The organism is Paenibacillus wynnii, from assembly GCF_000757885.1.
GTDB lineage: Bacteria > Bacillota > Bacilli > Paenibacillales > Paenibacillaceae > Paenibacillus_AQ > Paenibacillus_AQ wynnii.
Map to the genome: position 1 here is coordinate 1,908,006 of NZ_JQCR01000003.1, position 25,879 is coordinate 1,933,884.

Consider the following 25,879-nt stretch of genomic DNA (forward strand, 5'->3'; position numbering starts at 1 on the left):
TAAGAAAGGCTGTCACATTCGTAGAAGAAATCTACTCATGGACAGCCTTTTTTTTTACTTATTGCAGATTATACATCTTGTAAATGATAACAGCCGCTTCAGCACGGGTAGCATTCCCAAGAGGATTCACACTGGCTCCGTTACCGGACACGATTCCATTCTTGACCAGCGTAGATATGCTCTCCACTGCGTATGGGGCAATCTTCTTAAGGTCATCAAATCCAGCTAGAGTGTCTGCTGAACCCTGAATCAAATCGATCTTCGCAGCACTCAAGGCTCTGGTAGCTAATGCCATCATTTCCTGTCTCGTGATGTTGGCTTCCGGTTCGAAGACATTTCCACCTTTTCCTTGGACAATTCCGAGCTTCTTCGCGATGCCAATAGCTTCCGCATAATAGGCTGTTGATTTCACATCGGTAAAATGATCATCCGCAGCTTCTGTCAAACCAAGCGCTTTCACCAATAGTATGATGAAGTCTGCTCTCTTAATCTTTTCATTCGGAGCGAAAGTTGTATCTGACGTACCGTTGATCACACCTTTGGACGCCATGACCTCAATGGCCTGCTTTGCCCAGCCGAACTTACCGATATCCGAAAATGTTTTGTTAACGAACGCTATAGCATATTGGCTGAAATGTGTCGTGGTGAAAGTAACCGTTCCTGACTTTTCATCGTAATGCCCGCTTGGAACGGAGGTTACATTTCCTTGTCCATCGATATACCACACTGTGATTTTCTCCTTTTGCATCAATTCTGATGCCGAAGGTGTGTAAGGAATGGACACGGTAACCAGTGCTAACGAATTATTCCATGTTATGATTTGATTTCCTGCTCTTAACGTCAGTTCAATGATCGGTCGTTGTCCGATCTTCTCTTTGATTGCAGCATCTGTAATGTCCGCTACCGCTATCGTAATTCCAATGCTGTCCACATTGCCTAAGGCAATGCCTTTGAGCATGTTACTAGGCAAGACAACCTTTCCAATGCCCGTAATCAGTTCCAGATTAGATGTTAAAGTATCCGTTGTCAGATTCGAAACAGGAAGAAATACCTCATATCCCGTTTGTCCTGCCAGTTCTTCAACTTCTATAGACACCGTCCTAACTTTATTGGGTGCTGGCTTCGATGCTTCTAGAGCTGTTTTCAAATCAGCAACTGTTATCGTTGTGGTTGCGCGACCGCTGTTAAGGTTCACCACAGGTTTAGGAGCTTTGATGATCGATTTATGTCCATTATCAACTGAACTGTTACCAGGCTTGGTGTCAGGAGGTGTACCCGGATTACCGTTAGGACTGGTGATCGTGTAGGTATACTCACCGACATCGCTATGATTCAAGCCGTTTTTGCTCGATATCGCTTTGATCGTCATGGTGGTATTCACCGTAATCGGACCTGCATACAAGCTGCTTGTTGTCGTTGGCACGGAACCATCCATTGTATAATAAATGGCTGCCCCTGCTGATTTAGTCGTAAGATTTACTTTTATTTGATTATTGTAACTCCCTGCATCCGGGCTAGCTTTCGGGATCGAGGAAGCTGCTGCATAGAAGGATACATAACTGTTATCCATTCCCTCTTTTACAACGATGGCCCGAATGACCTTTGAAGGATCCACGGTGATGGAGCCTTTGTACAACGTGCTATCCTTTGTCGGCAGTGATCCGTCTGTTGTGTAATAAATCTTGGCGTCTGCGATATTTGTACTCAGTGTTACCATTTGCTCGTCACCTTGTTGACCATCTTTATAAGTAATGTGAGGAGCTGTTGCTTTGTCTAATACAGGTGTAGGAATAGAATCCGTTGGCTCCAGTTGGAACCCATCCAGATTAAAGCCGTCTCCGTTAATGACAAGCCTAACCTTTTGCGTTCCAGCCTCCAAATTAAGAACGGATGCCGCTTCCATGTAAATACCCCAACCGCTGGTGCTTGGTAAGCTTGTTACAACTTTCTCCTGACCGTTGGAGAGCAGGGATACAGAAACTCCACCTTGGGCAGTCGCATACTTATATTTAACTTTATAGTAACCAGTCTTTGGTATTGTAACTGTGTAATCCATATACGTTCCTGCAGCTGTATATCCAACGTTAGTAATCGTATCTCCAACTTGGATTACATTCTGACCCGCCTGTTCGAAGGTTTCTGCTTCCACCTTCAAGATGCCGTCCTCATTTACTGTATGTGGGATGACCTCTTCAATGATGATGTGCTGCATTTCAAAGGTACCCACGCTGCCGAGTATCCTAATAACCTGCTCTCCCGCTTCCAAGTCTGCCGAAGTCCGGATATGATTCCAGTTGTTAGGTCCGGACGGAATGTTAAATGTGGCAAGCGTAGTAGTTGCAGATTTCATCAGGAATGTACTGCCTCCGCTGCTTGGAACCGCTGCATTAAATGTAAATGTATATTTTCCTGCAACGGGAACGTTAATCTTGAAATCTACCCAGTCCCCTGTTCCAATGTCCGTAAATTTCCATCCGTCCGTAAAGTTTACTCCTGAGTACTGGTAGTAAACAGCGGAGGTGACGGTGCCGGGAATAAGTGTAGCCGGTGACTCTGTTACCGTCCCATGAAGCTTCACATCTGCTGAAAGTAGCTTGCCCCCAGAAGAATCTGAATAGGCCGTAGATGGAACGTTCACCGTCAGTTTCAAATCTTTATAATAGGGTGTTCCATCCCAAGCAAGTTTTACTTTAACCGTATCAGGGTTGTAGGTTGCATAGGTAACAGAGGTTACTGTCACTCCCTTTGCTATTGCTTCCCCGGATAAAGAGATATCCTCTACATTTAAGCTATTAAAAGTGCCTCCTGTTAGGTTAAGCGTTATCTCTTGGCCATCTACGTCATAATCCAAAACATTCGGAGTTGCGCTTAGCACTTTCTCTTGATCTGGGACCGTTTGAGCCTCACGGTTCCATCGATAAGTAGCTACGGATTTAGGTGCGAGCGTTGCCGCAATTTGCGTGCCGTCACTAACCAGCTTGAACGTTTGCGGGGACGCGGTTTGATTGATAACTACCGTAACAACCGTTTTCTTGTCCGGGCTCAAGAAGGACACATTCGTTACACTGTCCTTATTACCATAGTTGCTGTCAATTCGAGTGTATCCCGGGCTTATGAACTTTGTGAAATGGCCCATAAAATAATACTCTGGCGTCAGCCAATAATGTTCAGGGTTCGACGAATCTTGAATTAACATCGTTGGGTCCGGTGTTCCTATCCATTGGTGTGTGCTGACGTCACTATCCAGCATGAGAACCCATGAATTGTAGCTCCTTGCCCAGTTCCGGAAATACTGCGCGATTCGATCCGTTCCGAGCGTTCCCCATACTGCTCTTTCCGTCAGATAGACATCTTTATCAGGATACAGATCATGCAGCTGGGACATAAGTCCAAGGTCGCCGCCGTAATCATGGAAAGCCGTTCCGTCAATCGCTGCGTAATTCTCAGAATCAGCCAGCATAGGAGCCGGGTAAGTCATCGTGTCTCCCGGGTTGTGGTCGAATATCCATAGCTTCACATCCAGCCCAGCGTCAACAAGCTTCTGCTTCAGCAGCTTGGCAAGCTCAGCTTCTTGCTGCCATGGCATTTTCGTGCTGGGATATTCGATCTCAAGCAGCGGCTCGTTCTGCAGAGTCATCGCTTCGATATTAATCCCTTGTTTCTTATACTCTTGAATAAATTTCACATAATAATCCGCCAATATAGGTAGATACTCATCTTTGACTTGCCCCTTAATCATACTGTCCGTTGTCTTCATCCAGCCTGGAGGGCTCCATGGTGAAGCAAAGAACTTGAGTTCAGGGTTTATGGCTACCATTTTCTGCAATGCCGGAATAATACCGTAATCAATATCCTTCTGAATGGAGAAGTGACTTAAGCTTGGGTCTGTTTCTCCCTTTGGCATATCATCGTAGGTATAAAATTGCTGAGCTGTAAAGTCAGCTGTACCAATGGTTACGCGCATCATGCTCATACCAATACCATCCGTCTTACTCACCAGTTGCTTCAGCAAGTCGTTCTGCTTATCTGGTGACATCTTGACCAGATTGTATACAGTCGATTCTTCCATCGATGTTCCAATCCCCATCATCGATTGATATTCTTTGCCCGGATTGATATTAATGGTTGTAACCTTTGCATCTGCAGCCGTGCCGACCTCTGTCAAATCAAGGTTTGGCTGCTGCTCAAGCTTCTTATCACCCTCTTGCCAGCGGGGTCCATAATACCATCGCATGTCCCCGGAGTCCCGTTCAGTGGTCACCCAGTTTTCTACTGCATTCGCCTGTACGACCGGTGAAGGTGTTACTGTTCCACCCCCATCGACTTCTGGTGACGCTGGAGAGAAGCCTGTGGAACCAAACCAGTTGAAGTTTATTCCTCCGTTCTTGAGGACGAGCTTAATCTTCTGTACACCGGCTTTCAGTGCGATGTCATGAACAGTAGACGTCTGCCAATTCTGCCAGCCGCCAGTACGGTTTACAGATAATTCACCGAGTTTAACTCCTGATTCATCCAGAATATTAAATCCAGTATTATCGCCTTCACCTGCATGACGGAAATCAATGTCGAAAGTTCCGTCTGTTGGAACATTAATCAGATATTCCATCCAGTCTCCTGCATCGGTGTAGCCAAGATTCTGGCCTCCGCCTGTATCACCTGTATTCTCTAATTGAATACCTTGTTGTTGCTTGAAGCTCTCCGCCTCTACTCTCACGTAAAGCGGTTTACCCGGTAATTGTGGAAGAGCAGGTAAAGCAGGAGTTTGTTGGCTCTTGGTCAACCCAAAACCATAATCAAACAGAATATACTTTTGCTCTAAATTAGAGGTTCCCGCTTTCGGAGTCGAATACGCCTCTGTGAAGAACGGCCAACGTACCGGAAGTTCCCCTTTGAAGTCGTACTCTCCAAATAGGACATCTGCAACGCCTTGTCCCTCGGTTCCAGGTAACCACGCTGCTACAAGTCCTTGGATATCACTTAATTGATCATTAAGGATCATCGGTCTTCCTGATACAAGGACAACAATTGTTGGGACGCCTGATTCACGTATATTATCTAAGGTAGCAATGTCTTCCTTATCCAGCTTCAGACTATTCAAGCTATCGCCGTTACTCTCTGCATAAGGCTTCTCGCCGATAATGGCAATAGCCACATCACTGCCTGCAGCCCCGCGGCCATGCTTGTTATAATTGACGGTTTTAGATCCTCCTATCGTATTCTTGATCCCCTGCAGGATCGTTGTGCCTTCTGTGGTTTTTCCGGATTGACCCTGCCAAGTGATGGACCATCCACCCGACTGTATGCCGATATCATCAGCACTTTTTCCTGCGACGAAGATCTTATCCATGTTCTTAAGTTGGGACAGGATCGGTTTCCCGTTGACCTCATCGTTCTTAAGAAGCACGAGCGATTCACGAACGGCTTGCTGAGCGATCGCTCGATGAGATTCGGACCCGAAGGTTGCTTCGAGGCTCGTATCGGTCATCGGGTGCTCAAACACGCCCGACTCGAATTTAACACGTAAAATACGCGTTACTGCATCATTGATCCGCTCTTGTTTAATATCACCGTCTTTAACAAGCTCCTTCAGGTTAGCTATGGTGATTTTCCAATCCGCTGGCATCATCAACATATCAACACCCGCATTGACGGCCACGCCAATCTGGTTCTTCAATCCACTGACCGCATTTCCATCCCAATCCTTGGTGATTTGCTGCACGGCATTATAGTCCGTGATTACAAAGCCCGTGAACCCAAGCTGTCCCTCTCCTGTACCCTTCAGCACATCGGTGAGAAGTCGTTTGTTGGCGTGCATCTTCAACCCTTGAATACTGCTATAGGAAGCCATTACCGTTCTTGCTCCCGCTTCTACAGCCTTTTTGTACATAGGCAGATCGAGATCGAGGACTTCTTGCTCCGTCATCCCGGATACATTACCTTGATTTACACCGTTATCCGTCAGTCCTTCCCCGAGAAAATGCTTCGCTGTTGCGATCACTCGATCGCTGTTTTTTAACTCGCCAATCGTGTCTCCTTGTAGTCCCTTTATGTAGGCCGAAGCCATTTCTGCTACAAGAGACTGGTTATCACTGAAGCCTTCATATGTCCGGCCCCAATTTATATTCTGCGGATCGGCAATCGTCGGACCGAATACCCAATTCGTTCCGGAAGCTTTGACCTCCAGTGCGGTTGCAATCCCGATTTGTTGGACAAGCTCTGTATTTCTCGTAGCTCCTAGACCTATATTATGAGGGAATAACGTTGCTCCGATCACATTGTTCTGACCATGGACTGCATCAACACCGTACAAGAGAGGGATACCTAGAGGAGTAGACAATGCTCCTGCCTGGTACGAATCTACTAGCTGCTCCCAATTCTCACGCGTGCTATCAGACTGCTTACCATTCGGAAAAGAACCGCCACCGCTTAGAACGGAACCTAAGCTATAGTTCTTGACATCCTCCGGTGTAACGGAGGCCCGCTCAGCCTGTACCATTTGTCCAATTTTCTCATCCATAGACATGCGTCCCAGCAAATCTGCCACACGGGCATCAACAGGTAATGAGGCATTGTAATAGGGAACAAGAGCTTCTGTAGATGAAGCTGCCGCATATGAAGTTACAGGCAGTACTCCTGCTAGTGTAGACAACAAGAGTATAAAGGCGGTGGTCACTGAAATGGTGCGTTTCAACATTGCGTATAGCCTCCTTCAAAATTTAGTATTCATTGAAATCGATTACAATCGTTCCATGGATAAATGTCTTAATAGCAACCTCCTTGATCAGTAAGTCTCAGGAACACGTTATTGTAAGCGCAATCATTTTATCATTTATTAATCATAGTTTCAGCAACCGCGAAAATATAGGAGTCATTTTTTAGATTATATGTAGTATTTTTTAGAAAACAACTTTACACCCTAATTTCTATATAAGATTATGTCAGTTCCTACAATAGACCTACCCTGGTCAAATCACCTATAATATTACAAGATACAACAAAATAAGGGGGACTTATTTGTCATGGCATGGATGAATAAACTTGCTTTAAAAGAAAAAATTGTCGTCGGATGCTACTTGATTGCCGCGCTCTTCGCTGTTCCTGTGTTAATTACTTTTTTTATTCTCGGTAAAGTAATATTAGGGATTTTTTTGATTGCCCTCCTTGCAGGCCTTACCTACCCTCTTGCCCGCCTAATCGAGAGAACGCTTACATCATCCTTTGAAGACATTTCCAACGTTACCCACTCCATTGCAAAAGGGGACTTCACCGGGAGAGCTGATGAGTCAGGTTCAATGGGGGATATCAGCCGCTCGTTCAACAGCATGATTGATAAGCTGAAGAAGATCTTGACCGAAGCCTCACAAATTACACGCCAAGTCATGGATGCAAGCCGCGGGATTGAAGATAAGAACCAAAACTTAAAAATTGTAATGGCTCAAGTTGCTTCTTCCTCCAACGAATTGGCTCTGGGAGCAAATGAAATATCCGTTGATATCGCCGATATGACGGAATCCATAAGAGACATAGAAAACAAGGTTTCCAATTACACCAGTTCAACCAAAGAAATGAATAAACGTTCTATACATACGCTGGAGCTGGTTGAAAAAGGTAGACAGTCCGTAGATACTCAAGCTTCCGGCATGCGAAAAAATATTGAAGCTACACAAAAAGTAGCTGAAACCATTGAAGCTCTTTCTCAAAATGCCAGAGGGATAACGATGATTACGAGAACAATTACTGAAATTGCTGAGCAAACCAACCTGCTTTCACTAAACGCATCCATTGAAGCTGCGCGGGCTGGAGAGCATGGACGAGGCTTCGCTGTTGTAGCTCAGGAAGTCCGAAAGCTGGCCGAAGAATCAACAGCATCGACCAAAGAGGTTTTTGCTCTGGTGCAAAGCATTGAGAGTGATATCAAGCAGGCTATCGAGAACATTACAATTAATGAAGAAGTTGTACAGGTGCAGAATACAATGATTATTGAAACTGCGCAGATCTTTGCGGAGATCGTACAGAGTGTTCAGTATATTACTGAGCAAATTTCATCATTCTCTGCGGAAAGTGACATCATGCTTGAGAGTGCGCTAAAAATCTCGGGTGCCATTCAGAATATCTCTGCAATCACTCAGGAAACCGCAGCCGGAACCGAGGAAGTATCCGCAGCAATGAATGAACAAATTCATGCGCTTCAAACCGTCGCAGATGAAACTGAGATCATGACCAAGGCCGTGTTCCAGCTGCAAAAAACAATCCATGTCTTCAAGTTCTAGTCTATAAGCTAAAGGTCTAAAGTATATATAGCATCCATGTTAAGGCTATCCAAGGTAATTCTACCTAGGGCAGCCTTTTTTTATTCCTGATCCTGACATTTCGCAGCATTTTGTCATTTCTCAATACTTCTTGTAAAAGCTTATTGACAAAGGAATAGATGGGATATATGTTATAGGAAAAAATACCCTAATTTGTAATTGTAATGACCAGTAAAATGATCCTATCAACTCCATAAGAGGTGTGAATTTTGAAGACTGTAGCAGAACATATGGCGTTAGCACTACGTAACCTTGAAGTAACTTATGCCTTTGGCATCATAGGTAAATCAATTTGTCCTCTCGTCCTCAAATTGGTAGATCACGGTATTGAATTCATTCCGGGTAGACATGAATCAAGCTCCGGGTTCGAAGCCTCAGGCTACGCTCTAAAAACGGGAACTCTCGGCGTAGCGATTGGTACTTCCGGCCCTGGAGGAACTAACCTTCTTTCAGCAGCAGCCCATGCTAAAGCAAATAACCTCCCCGTCCTATTTATCACTGGTCACCAGTCTATTAAAGAACTGGGAATACCGCAATGTCAGGATTCATCTTCATATCTTGCCGATCTGGCTGAAATGTTTAGACCCGCTACCTTATTTAGTAAGCTCATCGAACGCGGTGATCATTTCAGCACCATTTTCAACCATGCCATATCCCTTGCACTGAGTGGTAAACGCGGACCTGTACATCTCTGTATTCCTTTTGATGTTCAGACGGAACTGCTTGAAGAATGCAATATCGTTATACCTCAACCTGAATCCCAAGTTAGCTATAATACTCATGATCGTGTTGTATCAGCCATCAATAGTGCTCAGAATCCCTTAATCATTGCCGGTAAAGGTGTAAATCGGTCTGCAGCCCATCATGAGCTGATTCAATTGGCAGAAACATTTAATATTCCAATTGTGACCTCTCCAGGAGGAAAAGGCGCTATTCAGTGGGATCATCCATTGTATCACGGTCCGGTTGGTGTAGGGGGCTGTGCACATGGTGATCAACTCCTGAACCAAAGTGATTTGTATATCGTTCTGGGATCACGTTTAAGCGATATGACCATTTGCAATTTAAAAAGGGACAACCATCCAAAAACTCTTATCCAGTTTGACAATGATCCTACCTTTGTCGGGAAAATACTGACCTCCAAGACCCTTCATGTGAGCGGAGATCTTCGCCAAAATTTGATCTTATTTCTGAATAATCTGAATATAGACAATATTGCAAAACGCAGTGTCGAACTTGTAAATTATGCAGATGAAATGCCTATCACTCCGGAGCTCTCCTTAGCTTCCGTATTAAGTACTATGAGTGATCTAATCCCCTACAACAATACCGTTTTTGTTGACGTTGGCAGTCATGCCTACACAGCAGTCAAATGGTATAAGGTAAAAAAACCTGGCAGCTTTATCATAGATGCCTACTTTGCTTGCATGGGCAATGCCATAGGGATGGCTATCGGAGCTAAGTTAGCCTCACCTGCGGAGACTATCTTCTGCCTCACGGGTGATGGTTGCTTCATGATGTTAGGTGCTGAAATTAATACAGCCGTATGTAAAGGTATTCCTGTAATATTTATCGTTGTGAATAATAAGCAGCTGGATATGGCGCTTAAGGGAATGGAGAAAACCACAGGCCGAATAGATGGAACATTATTCGAAGTGCCTATGGACGTTGTAAAGTTTGCAGAATCCTTGGGGGCTCCTGGCTTTAAGTGTGATACTGCGGAACAATTCGCCTCTGCAGTACGTGCGGCTATCGATTTAAATGCTGTCGCAGTAATTGAATTGATCACGGACCGTAGTGAGATCCCCCCAACGGCACACCGAACATTAAATCTATAGCAGGAGGCTCCTATGAGCAGCAACATAAATATTGGTCTAGATCACTTTTCCAGTCTTTCCGGAGACTACGGGGCTAAGATGTTAGCTCCTGTTCAAGAGCATTTTCCAGAACTCGCTGAATTTATAATGGGCACTGTGTACGGGGATATTTTCAAACACAGTACTATCAGCGATGACTGGAAGGAAATTGCAATTATTTCCTCCTTAATTACCATGGGGCAGTATGACCAACTGGCTCTTCATTATGTCATGGCTCTCAGTGTCGGGATCACCGTAGAACAACTCAAAGGGACCTTATTGCATTTAACCCCTTGTGTAGGATTACCACGAGTTATCAGTGCCTTTAATGTCCTACTCAAAACTCTTGAGGAAGTTAAGTAACGAATACATAAAGACAAAAAAGAGCAAGCCAAGTTGATGTTGGCTCGCTCTTTTTATATTGCTTAATCTAATGCTTTTCCCACCCCATGGTTCGGGAGACCGCATCCTGCCAAGCAAAGTAACGGCGTTCACGTTCCTCCGACTCCATAAGTGGAGTAAATACCCGCTCTGACTTGTTGAAGGTCAGCAACTGCTCTTTTGTCCAGATGCCTGAGGTTAAACCGGCAAGCAGTGCAGCACCCAGCGCAGTGGTCTCGGAATAATCTGTCCGTGTAACATTACTGCCTAAAATGTCGGCTTGAAATTGCATCAATAAATCATTCCGGACGGCTCCCCCGTCCACACGCAGTTCTGTAAGCGGCATTCCTGCGTCTTTCTCCATAGCTCCTATTACATCACGTGATTGAAAAGCAAGGGATTCCAAGGTTGCCCGAACTAAATGTGCGGCTGTTGTCCCGCGGGTTAATCCAAAGATAGCTCCTCTAGAATACATATCCCAATATGGAGCTCCCAGCCCTGTAAAAGCCGGAACAACGACGACCCCTTCGCTATCCTCGACCTCCCTTGCCTTATCCTCAGAACTAGCCGGTTCTTGGATCAGGCCAAGACCTTCCTGAAGCCACTGTATGGCTGCTCCTGCCACGAATACACTGCCTTCAAGTGCATAATACATTTCGTCCCCAATTCCCCATGCGACCGTCGTCAGCAGACCATGACGTGATACCACGGCCTCAGTCCCCGTATTCATAAGTATAAAGCAGCCCGTACCATATGTATTCTTAGCGCTGCCCGCTTCAAGACAGGTGTGACCGAACAAAGCCGCCTGCTGGTCTCCAAGAACTGAGTTAATAGGGATGCTGGCACCGAACCAATGCTCTTTTGCTATACCGAATTGTCCCCCGGACATTTTGATCTCAGGCAAAATAGAGCGCGGAATATTTAATGCATTCAGCATAGAGTCGTCCCAAGCGCGAAAGTGTAAATTGAAAAGCATTGTACGTGAAGCATTGGTGACATCCGTGGCATGAACTTCTCCTCCGGTAAGCTTCCAGATCAACCAGCTGTCGATCGTCCCGGCAAGCAGCTCGCCTTTCGCAGCCCGTTCCCGCGCTCCCTCTACATGATCCAAGATCCATGCGATTTTGGTTGCTGAGAAATAGGCATCTATGACAAGCCCTGTTTTACTGGCAATTTCCTCTTCCAAGCCTTTCAACTTAAGCTCCTCGCAGATCCCCGCCGTACGGCGATCCTGCCATACTATAGCCGGATAAATAGGCTTGCCTGTGAACTTGTCCCATACCACCGCCGTCTCGCGTTGATTAGTGATCCCAATTGCTGAAATCTGAGCAGGAAGAATAGCACTCCTGTCTATGGCATCCCTCGCCGCAGCCAGTTGAGTTTCCCATATTTGTTCCGGATCATGCTCTACCCAACCAGGACGGGGAAAAGATTGCTTAATCTCATACTGTCCCTGGGAAATGATCCGCGCCTCCTGATCAAATATAATAGCCCGTGAACTCGTTGTACCCTGATCCAACGCCAATATATAGCCTGTCATTACATCATGACCTCCTGAGCAATACTGGATAAATTATAAGTGGTAGTTATGGCTTTGTTCCACGATGAACAAGATTATTATACCTCTTTCAACAAAAAGCACCTCTGTTGTCAGAGGCGCTGTCAAGCGTTGTTTGTATAATTACAGTTTTTCGACAGGGAGTCGAAGTGTGAAGCTGGATCCTTCACCCAGCTTGCTGGATGCCGAAATATGTCCATGATGAGACTCTACAATATTCTTAACAATCGCGAGCCCAAGTCCCGTACCGCTTGAATCTCCGCGCAAACGAGCTTTGTCTGCTTTGTAGAATCGTTCGAATATAAAAGGTAGATCCTCAGGTGGAATACCATACCCTTCGTCGGCAATTGTTATTTCTATATAGCGTCTTCCTTCTAACTCTATTTCTCCCCCGGTAATTAAGATACTCTTACCCGCAGGTGTATGGCGAAAAGCATTGTCCAGCAGATTGGTTAAGACCTGCTCCAGCTTATCCTCATCCGCTGCTTTCAGGAATAGTTGGGGACTGTTTTTGCTGTATTGCAAGTGAATCTCCCGCTCCTTGGCACGAACTGCGAACTTACGGTATATTCTCTCCAAAAATTCATCCATATTAATCCGGGCTTTCATCATATCTGTATGGCCGGCTTCCATTCGGGCGAGGTCAAGCAAATCCTTCACCAGACGTCCCATTCGGAGCGATTCGTCATGAATAACTTGTATAAGTTCGCTGCTCTCCTCCGGTGAGGAGGCCATTCCATCCAAAAGCGCCTCGCTATACCCTTGCATCATGGATAATGGGGTACGAATTTCGTGCGAGACATTCGCTACAAAATCACGACGCATTTTCTCCAAACGCACCTCTTCTGTGACATCACGCAGAACAGCTACTGCTCCTCGGATATCATTGTCGGCGTAAAGCGGGGCCATATGCACCGACCATACTCCCTGACGAACATGCACATTCGAACGCTGGTCCCCGCCTTTGATGATGGTACTTTGGAACAACGGCTGGAGTGGAAGCGGTACATCACTCTGATCCTCTCGTTCAAGAAATAGCTCAGAGTCACTCTCCTGATCCCATTTCAAATCGCTCCAGGCTTCCAGTAAGGTACGTCCATGTGGATTGGTAAGAATAATATGACCATCAATATCAAAGGTAATAACAGCATCGCTCATACTGCGCAATACACTGGAGAGATGGCCTTTTTCATGATTTAAACTACGGATATTTTTGTCCAGGTCCTCTGCCATATGATTAAATGAAGTGGCTAACTGACCAATCTCATCACTGGTTACCAGCTTTAGTCTTGTCCCATATTCTCCGCGGCGAATGTTATTGGCAGCTTCAATGACCTGCTGCAGCGGCTGCGTAATTTTGGTAAACAGGAACAAAGCAAAAAAAGTGGTCAAAGAGAATCCGATCATGCATGTATACATAAATAAGCGTTTGATTGCCCCGGAATTGGCAAAGTTACTGTCGATGTAGGGAAGTAAGAATAAGCCTAGCGTGATTAGCACGACCGCTACCAGACAAATGATCGTAAGCCACAGCTTACCTACAAGACTTCTCCAGAAGTTCACTTATTTCGGGACCTCAAGTTTGTAGCCTACTCCCCATACCGTCGTGATCATCGCTGCCGATTCCGGTGATACTTTATTAAGTTTTTCACGAAGTCGTTTTACATGCGTGTCTACCGTACGTAAATCCCCGAAAAATTCATAATTCCAAACATCCTTAAGCAGTTCTTCTCGGGAGAACACTTTGTCCGGTGAGATTGCTAAATAATGCAACAACTCGTATTCCTTTGGAGTCAGACTTACTTCCTGTCCTCCAGCCGTCACACGGTGTGCATCATGTTCGATAATAAGATGCGGGAATACAATGTTATTGCTGGAATTGCTCTCTTTGGATAAAAAAGCTGTAGCTGACGATCTGCGCATGATAGCTTTCACCCGGTAGATTACCTCGCGGGGACTGAAGGGTTTAACCACATAGTCGTCTGCACCCATTTCAAATCCTTGCACCCGGTTAATCTCTTCACCTTTGGCAGTAAGCATCAGGACAGGTGTTGATTTAACACCTCTAAGTCTTGTAAGCACTTCAATTCCATCGATGCCGGGAAGCATTACATCCAGCAAAATAAGACCGTAATCATTAGCCGTTGCTTTGCGGAGGGCAATCTCACCATCTTCTGCTTCATCGATTTCGTATCCTTCTTTTTCCAAGTACATTTTAAGCAGGCGGCGGATTCGCTCTTCGTCATCCACCACCAGGATTCTATTCAAATGCTCTGCCATTTCACAACATCCCTTCATCAATTACAGTAGAACAATACCCGCTATTCAAGTGCTGCTTAAGCAGTAATACCCTACACTCAGTCGGTCCCGGCATAGGAATGAAGTCCGGCAATAACCAGGTTAACGCCAACCAGTGTAAACATAACAACCAGAAATCCAAGTACAGCAAGCCAAGCGGATTTGCGTCCCTGCCATCCACGGGCAAGCCGTAAATGGAGATAAGCGCTGTAAAACAGCCAGGTAACGAGTGCCCAAACTTCCTTTGGGTCCCATCCCCAGAATCTTCCCCAGGCAACCTGAGCCCATATCATTGCAAATATTAATGCCCCAAGTGTAAAAATAGGGAAACCAATCGCAATTGCCCGGTACGTGATCTCATCGAGATCATCGGCGTCTATTCCGTCCATAAGGGGATGTAGAGCCTTGCCCAGCGGTTTGCGTGCAATTATACGAATAATGCCGTAAAGAATTAACCCCGATAGTAGTGACCAGATCACAGTATTAAATTTGCGCCCAGCATTGACACCATTCATCCACGAAGGAGCTTCAAAAAGAGGTTCTTTTAGGCCAAGAAACGACTGAAAGCTCTCTATTTCGCTATGGTAAGGTGCCACAATAGGCGGCATTTTATAACTCACTCTCTCTATTGTACTATCTTCCTGCCCCGGGCTGTCAATCGTAACGTTTTGTCTTATGAAAACAGTCTCGTATCCAGCCCCGCGGAAAGCAAAAACGGAGCCCAGAAAACCGATAATGACAATGATTGAAAACAGCGTAAACTCAACGAGTCTTTGCTGTTTTTTGTCACTTTTGACGACACTGTCAAAGTTAACGGTTCGCAGCAGATACATAAGTCCGGCGGCAAAACCAACGGCAAAGAAAGATTCACCTAAAGCTGCCAGGGTCACGTGAATATTCAGATAAATAGATTTCAGCGACGGGATCAGAGGTTGAACCTCCTGCGGGAACACCGCCGCATACGCCATAATAATAATTGAAATAGGGACTGCGAACAGACCCAGTATTATTTTGCGATAAATAGCGAATATCACGGTAAAAGCAACCATTACCATCATTGACAAAAAAGTCATGAATTCGTACATGTTGCTGACAGGAATATGTCCCGAACCGGACCAGCGTGTAAAGAAATATAGCATATGACATAACAGGCCCAATGAAGAAGCGAGGAAAGCCACCTTACCCCAGCGGGCAGTGTGCTCCTCCGGCTTGCGGCCAGACCACTTGCGACCCATAATAGCGATGGTGTATAACATGAACGCACCGCTGTATAAGAAAAATGCGGCTATAAAGACGTTACTGCTGAAATCGAGCAAGCTCATGATAGACCTCCCCCGTTATCCAATGATTTTTCATCTACTGTCATATCCATCTTTCCTAAGAAAGAAACGATCTCACGTCGGAATCCGAACCAGTTCTTATTGGTGTGAGCACCCAGCGTCAGTTCACCATTTTCAAGAATCAGCCAAATACGTCTATGCTGCCAATAAAAACCGAGCACAAGTCCAAGCATAATAATAGCGGCCCCGATCCAGATAAAAGGCATAACCTTATCTATTCGAATGTTAAGAAACGCCGTAGATTCTGAGAAATCGACGTCACTCATAGCGGTGACCTCAAACTCCAGAAACCGTTCGCTTCCACCTAGCTTGTCATTAATAGCTTGTTGCTGGAACTTCACCTGATCTACCTGTTTGGGAAAATAAAAGTATTGTTGTCCCTCGGTTGGAAGTCCCGGACCGTGAATCAGGAAAAGAAAAGCAGGTGCATTGGGATACGGTGATTTAGAGACAGGCTGCCCCTCCTCATTCATACCAAAGTCCATATATTTCTCTTTCAGAGTTAGCTCATAAGGCCCAGCTTGATACACACGCTGCGGATTTTTCATTACTAATTTGAATTTGCCAAAAGTCTCTCCGGTCACTGAATTAACCAAATTAGGCTGTACTGAACGTAATACCGGTGTAAGGTCATAATCAAATTGATACGCTTTCAGACCTTTGTAATTCAAAGGACTATTCACCTGTATATCATGGGATGTAACTTCTCTCAGCTTCGGTTCCTTGGAAGGATCTCCACATTGAGCCGTACATTCGTACAATACTGCTTTGGTTTCATATAGCTTCGGAAGAACTTTGGTGCCGCGGAACTCTTCCGGCATTTCTGCTTCCGTATAAAATTCTACAGTAAATTTCTCATTCTTCAGATAATAAGAAGTATCCGGAATTGGGACGGTATCGCCTTGAGGAAAAGCAAGATGCTGATCCATATTAAGACCCGGCAGTCCTCTGACCAAAACAGCGAGTAAAAATATAATAAGGCCGATATGTATGACATAAGGCCCCCAACGGCTAAAACGGTGTTTCTCGGCCAGCAGTGCACCGTCTTCTGTAACGACTCGGTACCCTTTCTTCTTCAAGGGCTGAATCGCTCTTTGAACCCAGAGGTTCGGATCTTCCTCAACCTTGGTAATCAGAACAATCTTCTGCCGCGTCAGAAACTGACGATGCTTGCGGATCTTCTGTTTGCTAAGAGCTTTGTATAATGGTAGTACACGATCTAAACTGCATATAACCAGTGAAGCACCGATCATTACTAGGAGAGTCACGAACCACCATGATTCATAGGTATGCGATAGGCCCAGCTTGTAATAGATGTCCCCTACAACTCCGTATTCTTCCTTGTAATGGGTTGATGCATCGATGTTAAGAAAAGTACTCTCCTGAGGGAAAATTGTGCCCAGCATAGAGCCGACCAGAGTGAACACGATCAGGTAGATGGCTATTTTGACCGAAGAAAAAAAGTTCCAGACCTTATCAACTAGACCTGGATTCACACGCTGGGAACGACGAGCTCTTCCGTCATATCGCATTTCGAGGTTCTCGTTGGTAATTCCATCATCTTCAAGCGGTTTGCCGCATGCTTCACACAGCACAGTCCCTACAGGATTCTGATGGCCGCATTCGCACTTGGTATTCGTGATAAAAGGAGTACGCTGACTCATGGTTTCACCAGCTTCCCGATTACATCATCCAGTGTGGTGAGATCCAACTGCCCGATATGAATACTATCGATCCTGCCTTTAGGGTTGATAAAAAACGTGGTAGGCATAGGTGAAATACCATAGCTGCGCACAGCGTTCCGGCCCGGGTCCATCACAATCGGGAAATCAATTCCAACCTGCTTTACAAAGTTCTCCACAGTCATTTGATCCTCGCCTACATTGATCCCAAGGACAACAACGCCTTTATCCTGCCATTTTTCCCATTGGGCTTGCAGAGCGGGCATTTCCTTTACACATGGCGTACACCAAGATCCCCAAAAATTCAATACAACCGACTTGCCTTTGTATTCATCGAGCGTATGATTTTGGCCGTCAAGCCCCAGCAGTTCAAAAGAAGGCGCTCTAGCACCTTCTTTTGGCTTTCCGTCCCCTCTTACTAAAGAGGTACCGATTGCATAACCGCCGAGAATAACGACCAGTAGCAAAATAACGATTTGAACAGGCTTTCTCGCTTTGCCCACACATAATCCCCCTTCTATGACGTAACTCATAACTTCGTTGTTAGGTGTGAACATCCTATGAACATTATAACGAATATTGTCATGACTTTCGGGGGGTTATATTGTGAACTTTATGTGTCCTTACGCGGTGTTTTTGATTTAAGTAATCCTGACATCGCTATTTGCTGCAAATGATTAATCTCATCCTTGGTCAAATGGCGATAAGAGCCGCGTTTTAAATTCTGCAGAGAAATATCCCCGAACGAAATTCGCTTCAAACGAAGAACGGGGTGAGATATCGCTTCAAACATACGTCGAACTTGACGATTACGCCCTTCATGGATCGTGATACTAATAACCGCTTCCTTATTGACTTCATCAATATCCTTATACTCCAACTCTGCAGGTGCTGTCATGCCGTCCTCCAGGTTAATACCCCCCTTCAGCTTGTCCAATGCGCTGCCATGCGGAATTCCCTTTACCGTAGCATGGTACGTCTTAGGTACATGATGCTTGGGATGGGTAAGAAGATTGGCGAACTCCCCGTCATTCGTGAGGATTAGAAGACCTTCCGTATCATAGTCAAGACGGCCTACCGGGTACACGCGTTCGTCAATGCCTTTAAGATAATCCGTTACGACCTTGCGTCCTTTGTTATCGGATGCGCTTGTAATCACGCCTTTTGGCTTATTGAACATCACATAGATTTTTTTCTCACCTTTAATGGGTCTGCCGGAAACAGTAATCGTATCCTTATCAGGATCAACTTTTGTACCGAGTGTAGTTACAAGCTCCCCATTGACCTCAACTTTGCCGGCCAAAATCATTTCTTCACATTTACGTCTGGATGCTACACCAGCTTGCGCTAAAATTTTCTGTAATCTTTCCATTTTCGACTAGTCACCTCAGATTAATGATAACCATCAGAGGGATAAATCACAAGGTCATTCCAAGGAAAAAAAGCTCCTGGACAAGAATCGTTGTGCGGTTCAATGATTAAAGGGGAAATTTGATACCTCCCAGCCAGCTCCAAGATCAGCTTTCCTGCTGTAAATAGCTGTTCTTTCCTGGAGGAAGCCGACTCGGCACTTGGGTGATATGTAAAATTTCCCTCCAGGCAGATATGAATGTTGTCGGGGTCTGTCAGCAGCGGTGCTGCATAGATTCGGCCATCCGGATCAACCCAGAAGTCGAAACCTTTGCCGTTAATGGAAGAGCAGTGCGAATGATGCATAACAAAACCTTTGTATGGCATGGGTGTTCACCTCCATTGTGCGATAGCATATGTTGTAGGAGGGTTCGGGGTGACACCGCTTGTTGAATTATCTTAATTGGTATTGGTAGGATGGGCGGGTAGTTGGTGAGGGATGGCCGGGCCGTTGACCGGGCGTGACTGCGAGGAATGTTTGGACTTCCGATCGCTGTTATGGTTGGATTTCCTGATTTGAACCGCCATGCGGTTGAAATCCAACCATAAAGGCGAACGCTGGCGCTTCTCCAGTTCCAAACCTCCTCTTCGTCACTCCGTCAACGAGGGAAACCTCAACCTCAACCTCAACCCCAAACCCAACCCCTAAACCCCTAAACCCAACCCCTAAACCCCAACCCAAAACCAAACCGGAAAGATAAGTTCAAAAGAGCAGCCTCAAACCGAACTGAGGCTGAAGATAAAAGATAAAAGATAATCAATTCATAATGCGAAAATTCGCATAATTCCACATACAAAATTAATTATCAACCTGCACTAAGTACATCAAAATTTGCTCCTGAAGCAACGTCTGCACCTGAAATCCTGCACTAAGTACAACAATACGGCTCCCTAGGCATCCTTTGCGCTCGAAATCCTGCATAAAGTACAATAATTCCGCTCCTGAAGCAACGTCTGCACCTGGAATCCTGCACTAAGTACAACAATACGGCTCCCTAGGCATCCTTTGCGCTCGAAATCCTGCATAAAGTACAACAATTCCGCTCCTGAAGCAACGTCTGCACCTGGAATCCTGCACTAAGTACAACAATACGGCTCCTAGGCATCCTTTGCGCTCGAAATTCTGCGTAAAGGTGTCAGTTTCATAATGCGAATAATTCCACATTAAAATTAAAATTGTAATCAACAACGGATAATGTTAAGAAATCATCTGGTTTTTACACTAACCACCCACAGGAACAGATGTTTATACGGTTATTATCTGGTGGAAATTGTTTATGAAACTTACTCAAAATAAAAACATAATTAAGGTCAAAAAGATAAAAAGATAAAAAGACAAAAAGATAAAGAGACAAAAGGATATAACATAAAAGATTAACTGCTACGCAGTGTATAAGTGCAAGATCAAGTGCAGCTTAACCAAAAACAATCATACAAATCACGATAGCAGCTATAAAGCCGACAATATCGGAGAATAAACCGACCTTGAGCGCGTAGCGGCCATTACGGATACCTACGGCCCCGAAATAAACGGTGAGGACATACAGTGTGGTGTCGGTACTGCCTTGTATGGTTGAAGCGATCAGACCAATCAGGGAGTCAGGGCCGTGGGTGCGTATGAGTTCGGTAGTATAGGCAAGGGAGCCTGTACCTGTAAGAGGGCGTAGCAACCCAAGCGGAAGAACTTCGGCAGGAACACCAAAGCCCTGGAGCAAGGGGGCTATAAACCCCATGAAATAATCAAGAGCTCCAGAAGCGCGAAAGACACTTATCGCCACCATCATACCAACCAGATGCGGAATGATGGCTATAGCCGTACCGAATCCATCCTTAGCTCCTTCTACAAAAGACTCATAGACAGGTACTTTACGTGTATAAGCATATAAGGGAATAAACGTTATCATGATGGGTATAGCCCATGACGATATGAGGCTGATTAGTTGGAGCATAGGTGGCTCACCCTTTCGCAGAAGGATAGGATAAAGGCCCTGTCCTTAGAGTGGAGTCCTTAAGGTCCGCTGAAGGCGGCTCCGGCGGCCTGCGAAGCAGAGCCAAACGTCGGCACAACCTGTCCGCAGCAATCGCCGCAAGCGTAGCGACAGCTGTCGCTGCAAGCGTGGTGCCAACGATACCCGCAGGGTCAGTTGAACCATAGGTCAGCCTAATGGCTATAAGTGTTGCAGGGATGAGGGTTATGCTTGCAGTATTTAAAGCCAATAGTGTGCACATGGCAGGTGTGGCCGTATCCTTGTTAGGATTGAGAGTCTGCAATTCTTGCATGGCTTTTATCCCCATGGGTGTCGCTGCATTCCCAAGTCCGAGCAAATTGGCACTCATATTAGAAAGGATGTACCCAATGGCGGGATGCCCCCGCGGGACATCCGGGAAAAGAAAGGCGACAACCGGACCCAAAAGTTTGGCTATTTTCTGAAGTAAACCCGCATCTTCCGCAATCCGCATGATTCCAAGCCAGAATACCAACACGCTAATTAATCCAAAGCTTACAGTTACGCCATTTTTAGCCCCGTCAAACACGGCCGCGGTTAGCTCATCCATTCGTCCATTAACTGCAGCAAACAGGAAACCAATCACAATCATAGCCAACCAAATTAAATTAATCATGGTAGGTCTCCCTCCCACCGGCCTGAAATAAAGCTCTCAGCGTACTTACAGCCGCCTGTAACCAAGTATTCGAAGGGTAGGCAACCGTTGGCTCGGTACTGATCTTCTTATTGTATATAGGCGTTTTAGGTGGCAATGTATCCGGAGCGTATAAAGGGATCCTCCCAATCTCTTTCCCTCCAAGCTGCAGCTGTAAAAATCCCTGCAAACCAAAGTCTACCGGGCGAAGTTTACTTTTGCCTGATTTCGACTCTGAATGAAGAATCATTGTAGTGATAAGTCGTTCTTGTTCTCCTTTTCCCAGCGGATAATTGAAGTCCTTAGATGTAAACAGATCATAACCGCTTACTTTATCCCCGCGTTTGATTAAGGTTTTGAGCGGATAATGATTAAATCCAAAATTCAGCAGCGAAGCATGATCATTCCAATCATTTCCATCGTTAAGTGTTACGGCGACGAGTTGCTGTCCATTTCGGGTTGCGGAACTTACCAGGCAGCGTAATGCTATTTTCGTATACCCTGTCTTGACTCCATCTGCTCCTTCATAAAGGCGCAGCATTTTATTTTTATTTCTCCATTTGTAGTCCCATTTCTCATTAGGATTGTCTGCCGTTTTTACTTCTGTCTTTACGATTTCTTTGAATACAGGATTATGTAATGCATAAGCAGTCAGAACGGCTAAGTCATTCGCACTTGAATAGTGCCCCTTAGCATCCAGACCATGAGGATTAGCAAAATGAGTGTTTTTAAGTTGAAGCAGCTCCGCTTTGGCATTCATCATAAATACAAAGCCTTCTTCAGATCCTCCTACGTGCTCGGCTATGGCGGAAGCTGCATCATTGCCAGAGCGAAGCATAAGACCATACAGCATCGTTTCAAGAGTCATTTCCTCGCCCAGCTTCAAATAAAGAGATGATCCCTCTTTTGCATAGGCGTTTTTACTTACCTTTACAATCCCATCTAGATCACCGTTCTCAATGGCAACGATAGCCGTCATAATTTTGGTTAGGCTGGCCATGGGCATAGGTTCATCCCCCCGACTGCTATACAAAATTCGACCCGATTCCACATCAATGAGTGATGCCGCCCTTGCATGGGTATTAATAGAGCTGTTTTCTGCCCCAAGAGACGGCATTGGCAACAGAAGGAACAGCAGCATACACAACATTAAGGAAAATATCCGTTTACGTTTTTTTATCTTCATGTTCATCCTCCGGCTTTTTATCAGTTCTTGGGTTAGCTCCAAATTTCAGCTTTCTGTTGTACAAGTGTATGCAATACGAGCAGACGGTATGTCCCTCTCTTCAACAGGCTCACAAAAAAGGGACACTGCCCCTGTAGAGGCAATGTCCCTTTCATCAACTTGCGCAGAAACACATGCAAGCATCCGTATGTTTGTTACTAGTGTTTCTTATTATCAGGCGCTTCATTAATGGTTATCGTTTCACCTTTAACCACGGTTTGATTGAGTGGTTGTGTCGGCGGCGTTGAACTAGGTGGCGTTGGTGGCATCTGTGATTGTGGCATTTGTGATTGTGGCATTTGTTGTGACATCGCTCCTTGACCAGAGCCTGGGAACATGGATTGAATCTTATCGATCAAACCTGGGGTTGCATCAATAATTTTTTCGAATATATGGGTTTGATTGTCAAGCGGTACAATATGCACGCCATCTTTACCCACTACAAGAAAAGCAATTGGACGAATGGAAACCCCGCCACCGCTACCGCCACCAAATGGAAGCATTTTAGCACTAGCTGCTCCTGTAGTACTTCCTGCAGCAGTACCACTGGTCTTTTCATCTTCTTCAATACGAAAATCACTACCTCCGGCAGCGAAACCAAATGCCACCTTACTGATTGGCAGGATGATGCTTCCGTCCGGAGTTTCAACAGGATCGCCAACGATAGTGTTCACGTCGACCATACCTTTGATGTTTTCCATCGCGGTCTGCATCAGACCTTGAATGGGATGTTCATTCATATTGTTATCCTCCTTTAGCTTTAATGAATACTCTTCTTCCACAGCGTATATCATCCCCACAAACGCATCTTAGTATGTAAGGACGAGCCCTCAAGTTTTATAATTCTGTTTGATCCTTATTTTTTTCGAGAATTAACTCTTTCCATTGACGGAATCCTCTTTCGGCTCTGTAGGCACGGACAAGGAGCAAAATACCGGCATACATTCCATAGGCCAACGAAAGTCTTCCAGCGCAAGTTAACTCTGTGGAGAAGGTCATCTTATCTTCCCCAAAAACGGGTACAACAAACGTTCGAGGACGTTTTTTTAATTGAACCCACTGAGAGCCCCAGCCGATCATACTCCACTTCAATCCCCATATTGCACCAGCCGTTGTTGCCGTGACTGCAGCGTCTCCTAAAGAGAAATCAGTAGACCAGTCAAACTGAGTAATTTTCACATGGGACATCGTATCCTTGAACCATTTCTTTAGTCCCTTAGTCGCTCTTAATGCCTTTTTAAACTTATCAACCCATTTATCCACGACTTCCTTATCAATCCGTCCCTCTTCTTCGATCTGCTTCTCCACGGCAGGCATTACTCCGCTCTGTTCTAGCTTGACACTTACTCCGCGTTTTATACCCTCAAATATAATGTAGGGCAGCTCGTAGTGAAGCTTAACTAATCCATATAGCAAAGAAATGTCTATTTCCACACGGTCATCCTTGCCACGCTTTCGCAGCCGAAAATGAAAAACAATAGAAGAAGACAACAGCAGAACGATAGCCACAAGTAGCAATGCGAGGGGTATTGCGAGCCATAACGTCACGTGTTAACCTCCAAGTAACCAGTATTGGGAACCTTTGGATTAGTATGGCAAGATCTTCCGCAAATCATTCCTTAAATTGGGTAAAAAACATCTAAATTATTAAATAGGCTTATTAGACTTAGAACTAGTATGCCCATTTGTCATAAAAAAAGGCAGTTCAGGAAAATTATCCTGAACTGCCTTTTAAAATAATACCTGTATGGCGAAATGTCTATAACTTACTGATTATGTCGCCCTAGGTTTGCTCAATTTCATCAATCGTCAATTGCTGACTGTCCAGCTTACTGAATAAAAGTTGAGTCTCTTCTTCCAGGCTGTCAGAATGATCTGCGCTTGACGGTTCCGGTAATTCATTAAGCGTGGCAAGCCCAAAGCTCTCCAGAAAGGTTTTGGTCGTACCGTACAAAATAGGACGCCCTACAGCCTCTGCACGTCCAACCTCATGAATCAGATCTTTATTGTTCAACGTATGGATAGCTCGCTCAGACTTGACCCCGCGGATCTCCTCGATCTCCACCCGTGTGATCGGCTGACGATAGGCGACAATAGCCAAAGTCTCCAGTGCAGCTTGTGACAAGGAAGCTCTGGAAGGGGAATAGGCAAGCCGCTCGAAGTAGGGGGCATGATCCGGCAAAGTGGCCAGACGATAATTCCCAGCGATTTGTACGACCTGAAGTCCCCTCTTCTGGTTTACGTATTCCTCTTTCAATTCTTCCAGCGCACGAGACACCAGATCGTTACGCTGCTCTGTAATTTCTGCGATTTGCCGGACGGAAAGACCTTCGTCTCCCGACAAAAACAATAATCCTTCAATAATCGACTTCAGACTCTTGTAATCCATTGAAGTGTTCTCCTCCTCTCCACTCCATGACGATATCGTCAAACAGTTTCTCCTGATAGCACCATATTGCTTTCATTTTCATAAGTTCAAGTATCGCTAGAAAAGTCACGACAATCTCATGTCGGGCCATTTCATCATGAAGAAGCGCCGAAAAGCGCATCTTACCGCCTTTCCCACTTCGCCGCAAGGCATCAGAAACATCACGAATCCGGTCTTTAACAGAGATCTCATCTCTGGTTATCCGTTGATAAGAGGTTCGTTTAGCGGCCTTACTTAGTGCTTTTCGGAAAGCGGCTATTAAATCAGCTGTATGCAAACCTTTAAGGGTATTATCAATTTGGGTCGGAACAAAAGGTGCCAGATCCTCAGGCTCTTTCGTAAAAATCAGACTCCGCTCACTTTCCATATCCAATAGCTGGATAGCAATACTTTTAATTTTACGATACTCAATCAGCCTCTGCACCAATTCCGCACGTGGATCGAAGCCGTCATCTTCGTAATATTCGAAATCGTCAAACTCGATCACCGGCGGCTTGGGAAGCAGGATCTTGCTCTTAATTGAAAGCAATGTAGCAGCCATAACCAGAAACTCACTTGTAATATCCAGTTCAAGCTCTTGCATACCCCGCAAATATTCCATGTACTGTTCGGTGATCTCACTGACCGGAATGTCCTGGATGTCAATTTCCGCCTTATCGATTAAATGCAAAAGCAAATCCAGCGGACCCTCAAACGTCTCCAGCTTGTACAATACAGTCACGAGTCAACCTCCTGCCAAAAAAAAGTAAAGT

21 protein-coding genes are annotated in these 25,879 nt (G+C 45.2%); 3 read left to right on the forward strand and 18 right to left on the reverse strand.

Features of this window, described 5'->3' with window-relative positions; translation table 11 throughout:
• Positions 1–58: 58 nt before the first annotated feature.
• Entirely contained in the window at positions 59–6,694 is a 6,636-nt protein-coding gene (locus PWYN_RS28900) for a glycoside hydrolase family 3 N-terminal domain-containing protein (protein WP_036657264.1), read from the reverse strand.
• Positions 6,695–7,019: 325 nt separating this feature from the next.
• On the opposite strand from PWYN_RS28900, the gene PWYN_RS24325 reads away from it, so the two are divergent.
• From PWYN_RS24325 to PWYN_RS24335, 3 genes are all read left to right on the forward strand, one after another.
• Positions 7,020–8,270, forward strand: a complete 1,251-nt coding sequence (locus tag PWYN_RS24325) for a methyl-accepting chemotaxis protein (RefSeq protein WP_036657267.1) — start codon at positions 7,020–7,022, stop codon at positions 8,268–8,270.
• Positions 8,271–8,518: 248 nt separating this feature from the next.
• Positions 8,519–10,147 carry a thiamine pyrophosphate-binding protein gene (locus tag PWYN_RS24330; RefSeq protein WP_036657269.1) on the forward strand — a complete coding sequence of 543 codons (1,629 nt, stop codon included), beginning with the start codon at positions 8,519–8,521 and terminating at the stop codon, positions 10,145–10,147.
• A 12-nt stretch (positions 10,148–10,159) separates the two neighbouring features.
• Entirely contained in the window at positions 10,160–10,528 is a 369-nt protein-coding gene (locus tag PWYN_RS24335; protein WP_036657271.1) for a carboxymuconolactone decarboxylase family protein, read from the forward strand.
• 67 nt (positions 10,529–10,595) lie between these two features.
• Here PWYN_RS24335 and glpK read toward each other — a convergent pair whose 3' ends face one another.
• From glpK to PWYN_RS24415, 17 genes are all read right to left on the reverse strand, one after another.
• The gene (gene glpK / locus PWYN_RS24340) at positions 10,596–12,086 is read right to left on the reverse strand and encodes a glycerol kinase GlpK (RefSeq protein ID WP_036657274.1); all 1,491 of its coding nucleotides are present in this window, start codon (positions 12,084–12,086) and stop codon (positions 10,596–10,598) included.
• A 141-nt stretch (positions 12,087–12,227) separates the two neighbouring features.
• Positions 12,228–13,667, reverse strand: coding sequence for an ATP-binding protein (locus tag PWYN_RS24345; protein ID WP_036657276.1), 1,440 nt, complete (start codon positions 13,665–13,667; stop codon positions 12,228–12,230).
• Complete coding sequence (locus PWYN_RS24350) at positions 13,668–14,384, reverse strand: response regulator transcription factor (RefSeq protein ID WP_020427515.1); 717 nt, start codon at positions 14,382–14,384, stop codon at positions 13,668–13,670. It abuts the gene before it with no gap.
• 77 nt (positions 14,385–14,461) lie between these two features.
• On the reverse strand, positions 14,462–15,724 hold the full coding sequence (gene ccsA, locus PWYN_RS24355) for a cytochrome c biogenesis protein CcsA (protein ID WP_036657283.1): 1,263 nt from the start codon (positions 15,722–15,724) through the stop codon (positions 14,462–14,464).
• Positions 15,721–17,406, reverse strand: a complete 1,686-nt coding sequence (resB, locus tag PWYN_RS24360) for a cytochrome c biogenesis protein ResB (RefSeq protein WP_036657286.1) — start codon at positions 17,404–17,406, stop codon at positions 15,721–15,723. Before resB ends, ccsA begins: the two co-directional genes overlap by 4 nt.
• A complete protein-coding gene (locus PWYN_RS24365; RefSeq protein WP_036657289.1) occupies positions 17,403–17,927 on the reverse strand; it encodes a redoxin domain-containing protein in 525 nt (174 codons plus the stop codon). Before PWYN_RS24365 ends, resB begins: the two co-directional genes overlap by 4 nt.
• 110 nt (positions 17,928–18,037) lie before the next feature.
• On the reverse strand, positions 18,038–18,796 hold the full coding sequence (locus PWYN_RS24370) for a pseudouridine synthase (RefSeq protein WP_036657291.1): 759 nt from the start codon (positions 18,794–18,796) through the stop codon (positions 18,038–18,040).
• A 20-nt stretch (positions 18,797–18,816) separates the two neighbouring features.
• On the reverse strand, positions 18,817–19,161 hold the full coding sequence (locus PWYN_RS24375; protein ID WP_036657295.1) for a peptidoglycan recognition protein family protein: 345 nt from the start codon (positions 19,159–19,161) through the stop codon (positions 18,817–18,819).
• A gap of 72 nt (positions 19,162–19,233) precedes the next feature.
• Entirely contained in the window at positions 19,234–19,413 is a 180-nt protein-coding gene (locus PWYN_RS29810; protein ID WP_205622791.1) for a hypothetical protein, read from the reverse strand.
• A gap of 220 nt (positions 19,414–19,633) precedes the next feature.
• Positions 19,634–19,765, reverse strand: a complete 132-nt coding sequence (locus tag PWYN_RS30380) for a hypothetical protein (protein ID WP_276203439.1) — start codon at positions 19,763–19,765, stop codon at positions 19,634–19,636.
• Positions 19,766–20,249: 484 nt separating this feature from the next.
• Positions 20,250–20,783 (reverse strand): spore maturation protein, encoded by a 534-nt coding sequence (locus PWYN_RS24385; protein WP_036657300.1) that lies wholly within the window; start codon positions 20,781–20,783, stop codon positions 20,250–20,252.
• Between the two features lie 7 nt (positions 20,784–20,790).
• On the reverse strand, positions 20,791–21,456 hold the full coding sequence (locus tag PWYN_RS24390) for a nucleoside recognition domain-containing protein (protein WP_052088379.1): 666 nt from the start codon (positions 21,454–21,456) through the stop codon (positions 20,791–20,793).
• Positions 21,449–22,666: a D-alanyl-D-alanine carboxypeptidase family protein gene (locus PWYN_RS24395; RefSeq protein ID WP_036657302.1), complete on the reverse strand. Its 1,218-nt coding sequence runs from the start codon at positions 22,664–22,666 to the stop codon at positions 21,449–21,451. Before PWYN_RS24395 ends, PWYN_RS24390 begins: the two co-directional genes overlap by 8 nt.
• Before the next feature lie 191 nt (positions 22,667–22,857).
• Positions 22,858–23,439, reverse strand: coding sequence for a GerW family sporulation protein (ytfJ, locus tag PWYN_RS24400; RefSeq protein ID WP_084146924.1), 582 nt, complete (start codon positions 23,437–23,439; stop codon positions 22,858–22,860).
• 97 nt (positions 23,440–23,536) lie between these two features.
• On the reverse strand, positions 23,537–24,247 hold the full coding sequence (locus tag PWYN_RS24405; RefSeq protein WP_036657305.1) for a DUF2953 domain-containing protein: 711 nt from the start codon (positions 24,245–24,247) through the stop codon (positions 23,537–23,539).
• A gap of 235 nt (positions 24,248–24,482) precedes the next feature.
• A complete protein-coding gene (gene scpB, locus PWYN_RS24410) occupies positions 24,483–25,088 on the reverse strand; it encodes an SMC-Scp complex subunit ScpB (RefSeq protein ID WP_036657307.1) in 606 nt (201 codons plus the stop codon).
• Positions 25,057–25,848 carry a segregation and condensation protein A gene (locus PWYN_RS24415; protein WP_036657309.1) on the reverse strand — a complete coding sequence of 264 codons (792 nt, stop codon included), beginning with the start codon at positions 25,846–25,848 and terminating at the stop codon, positions 25,057–25,059. Before PWYN_RS24415 ends, scpB begins: the two co-directional genes overlap by 32 nt.
• Positions 25,849–25,879 lie beyond the last annotated feature (31 nt).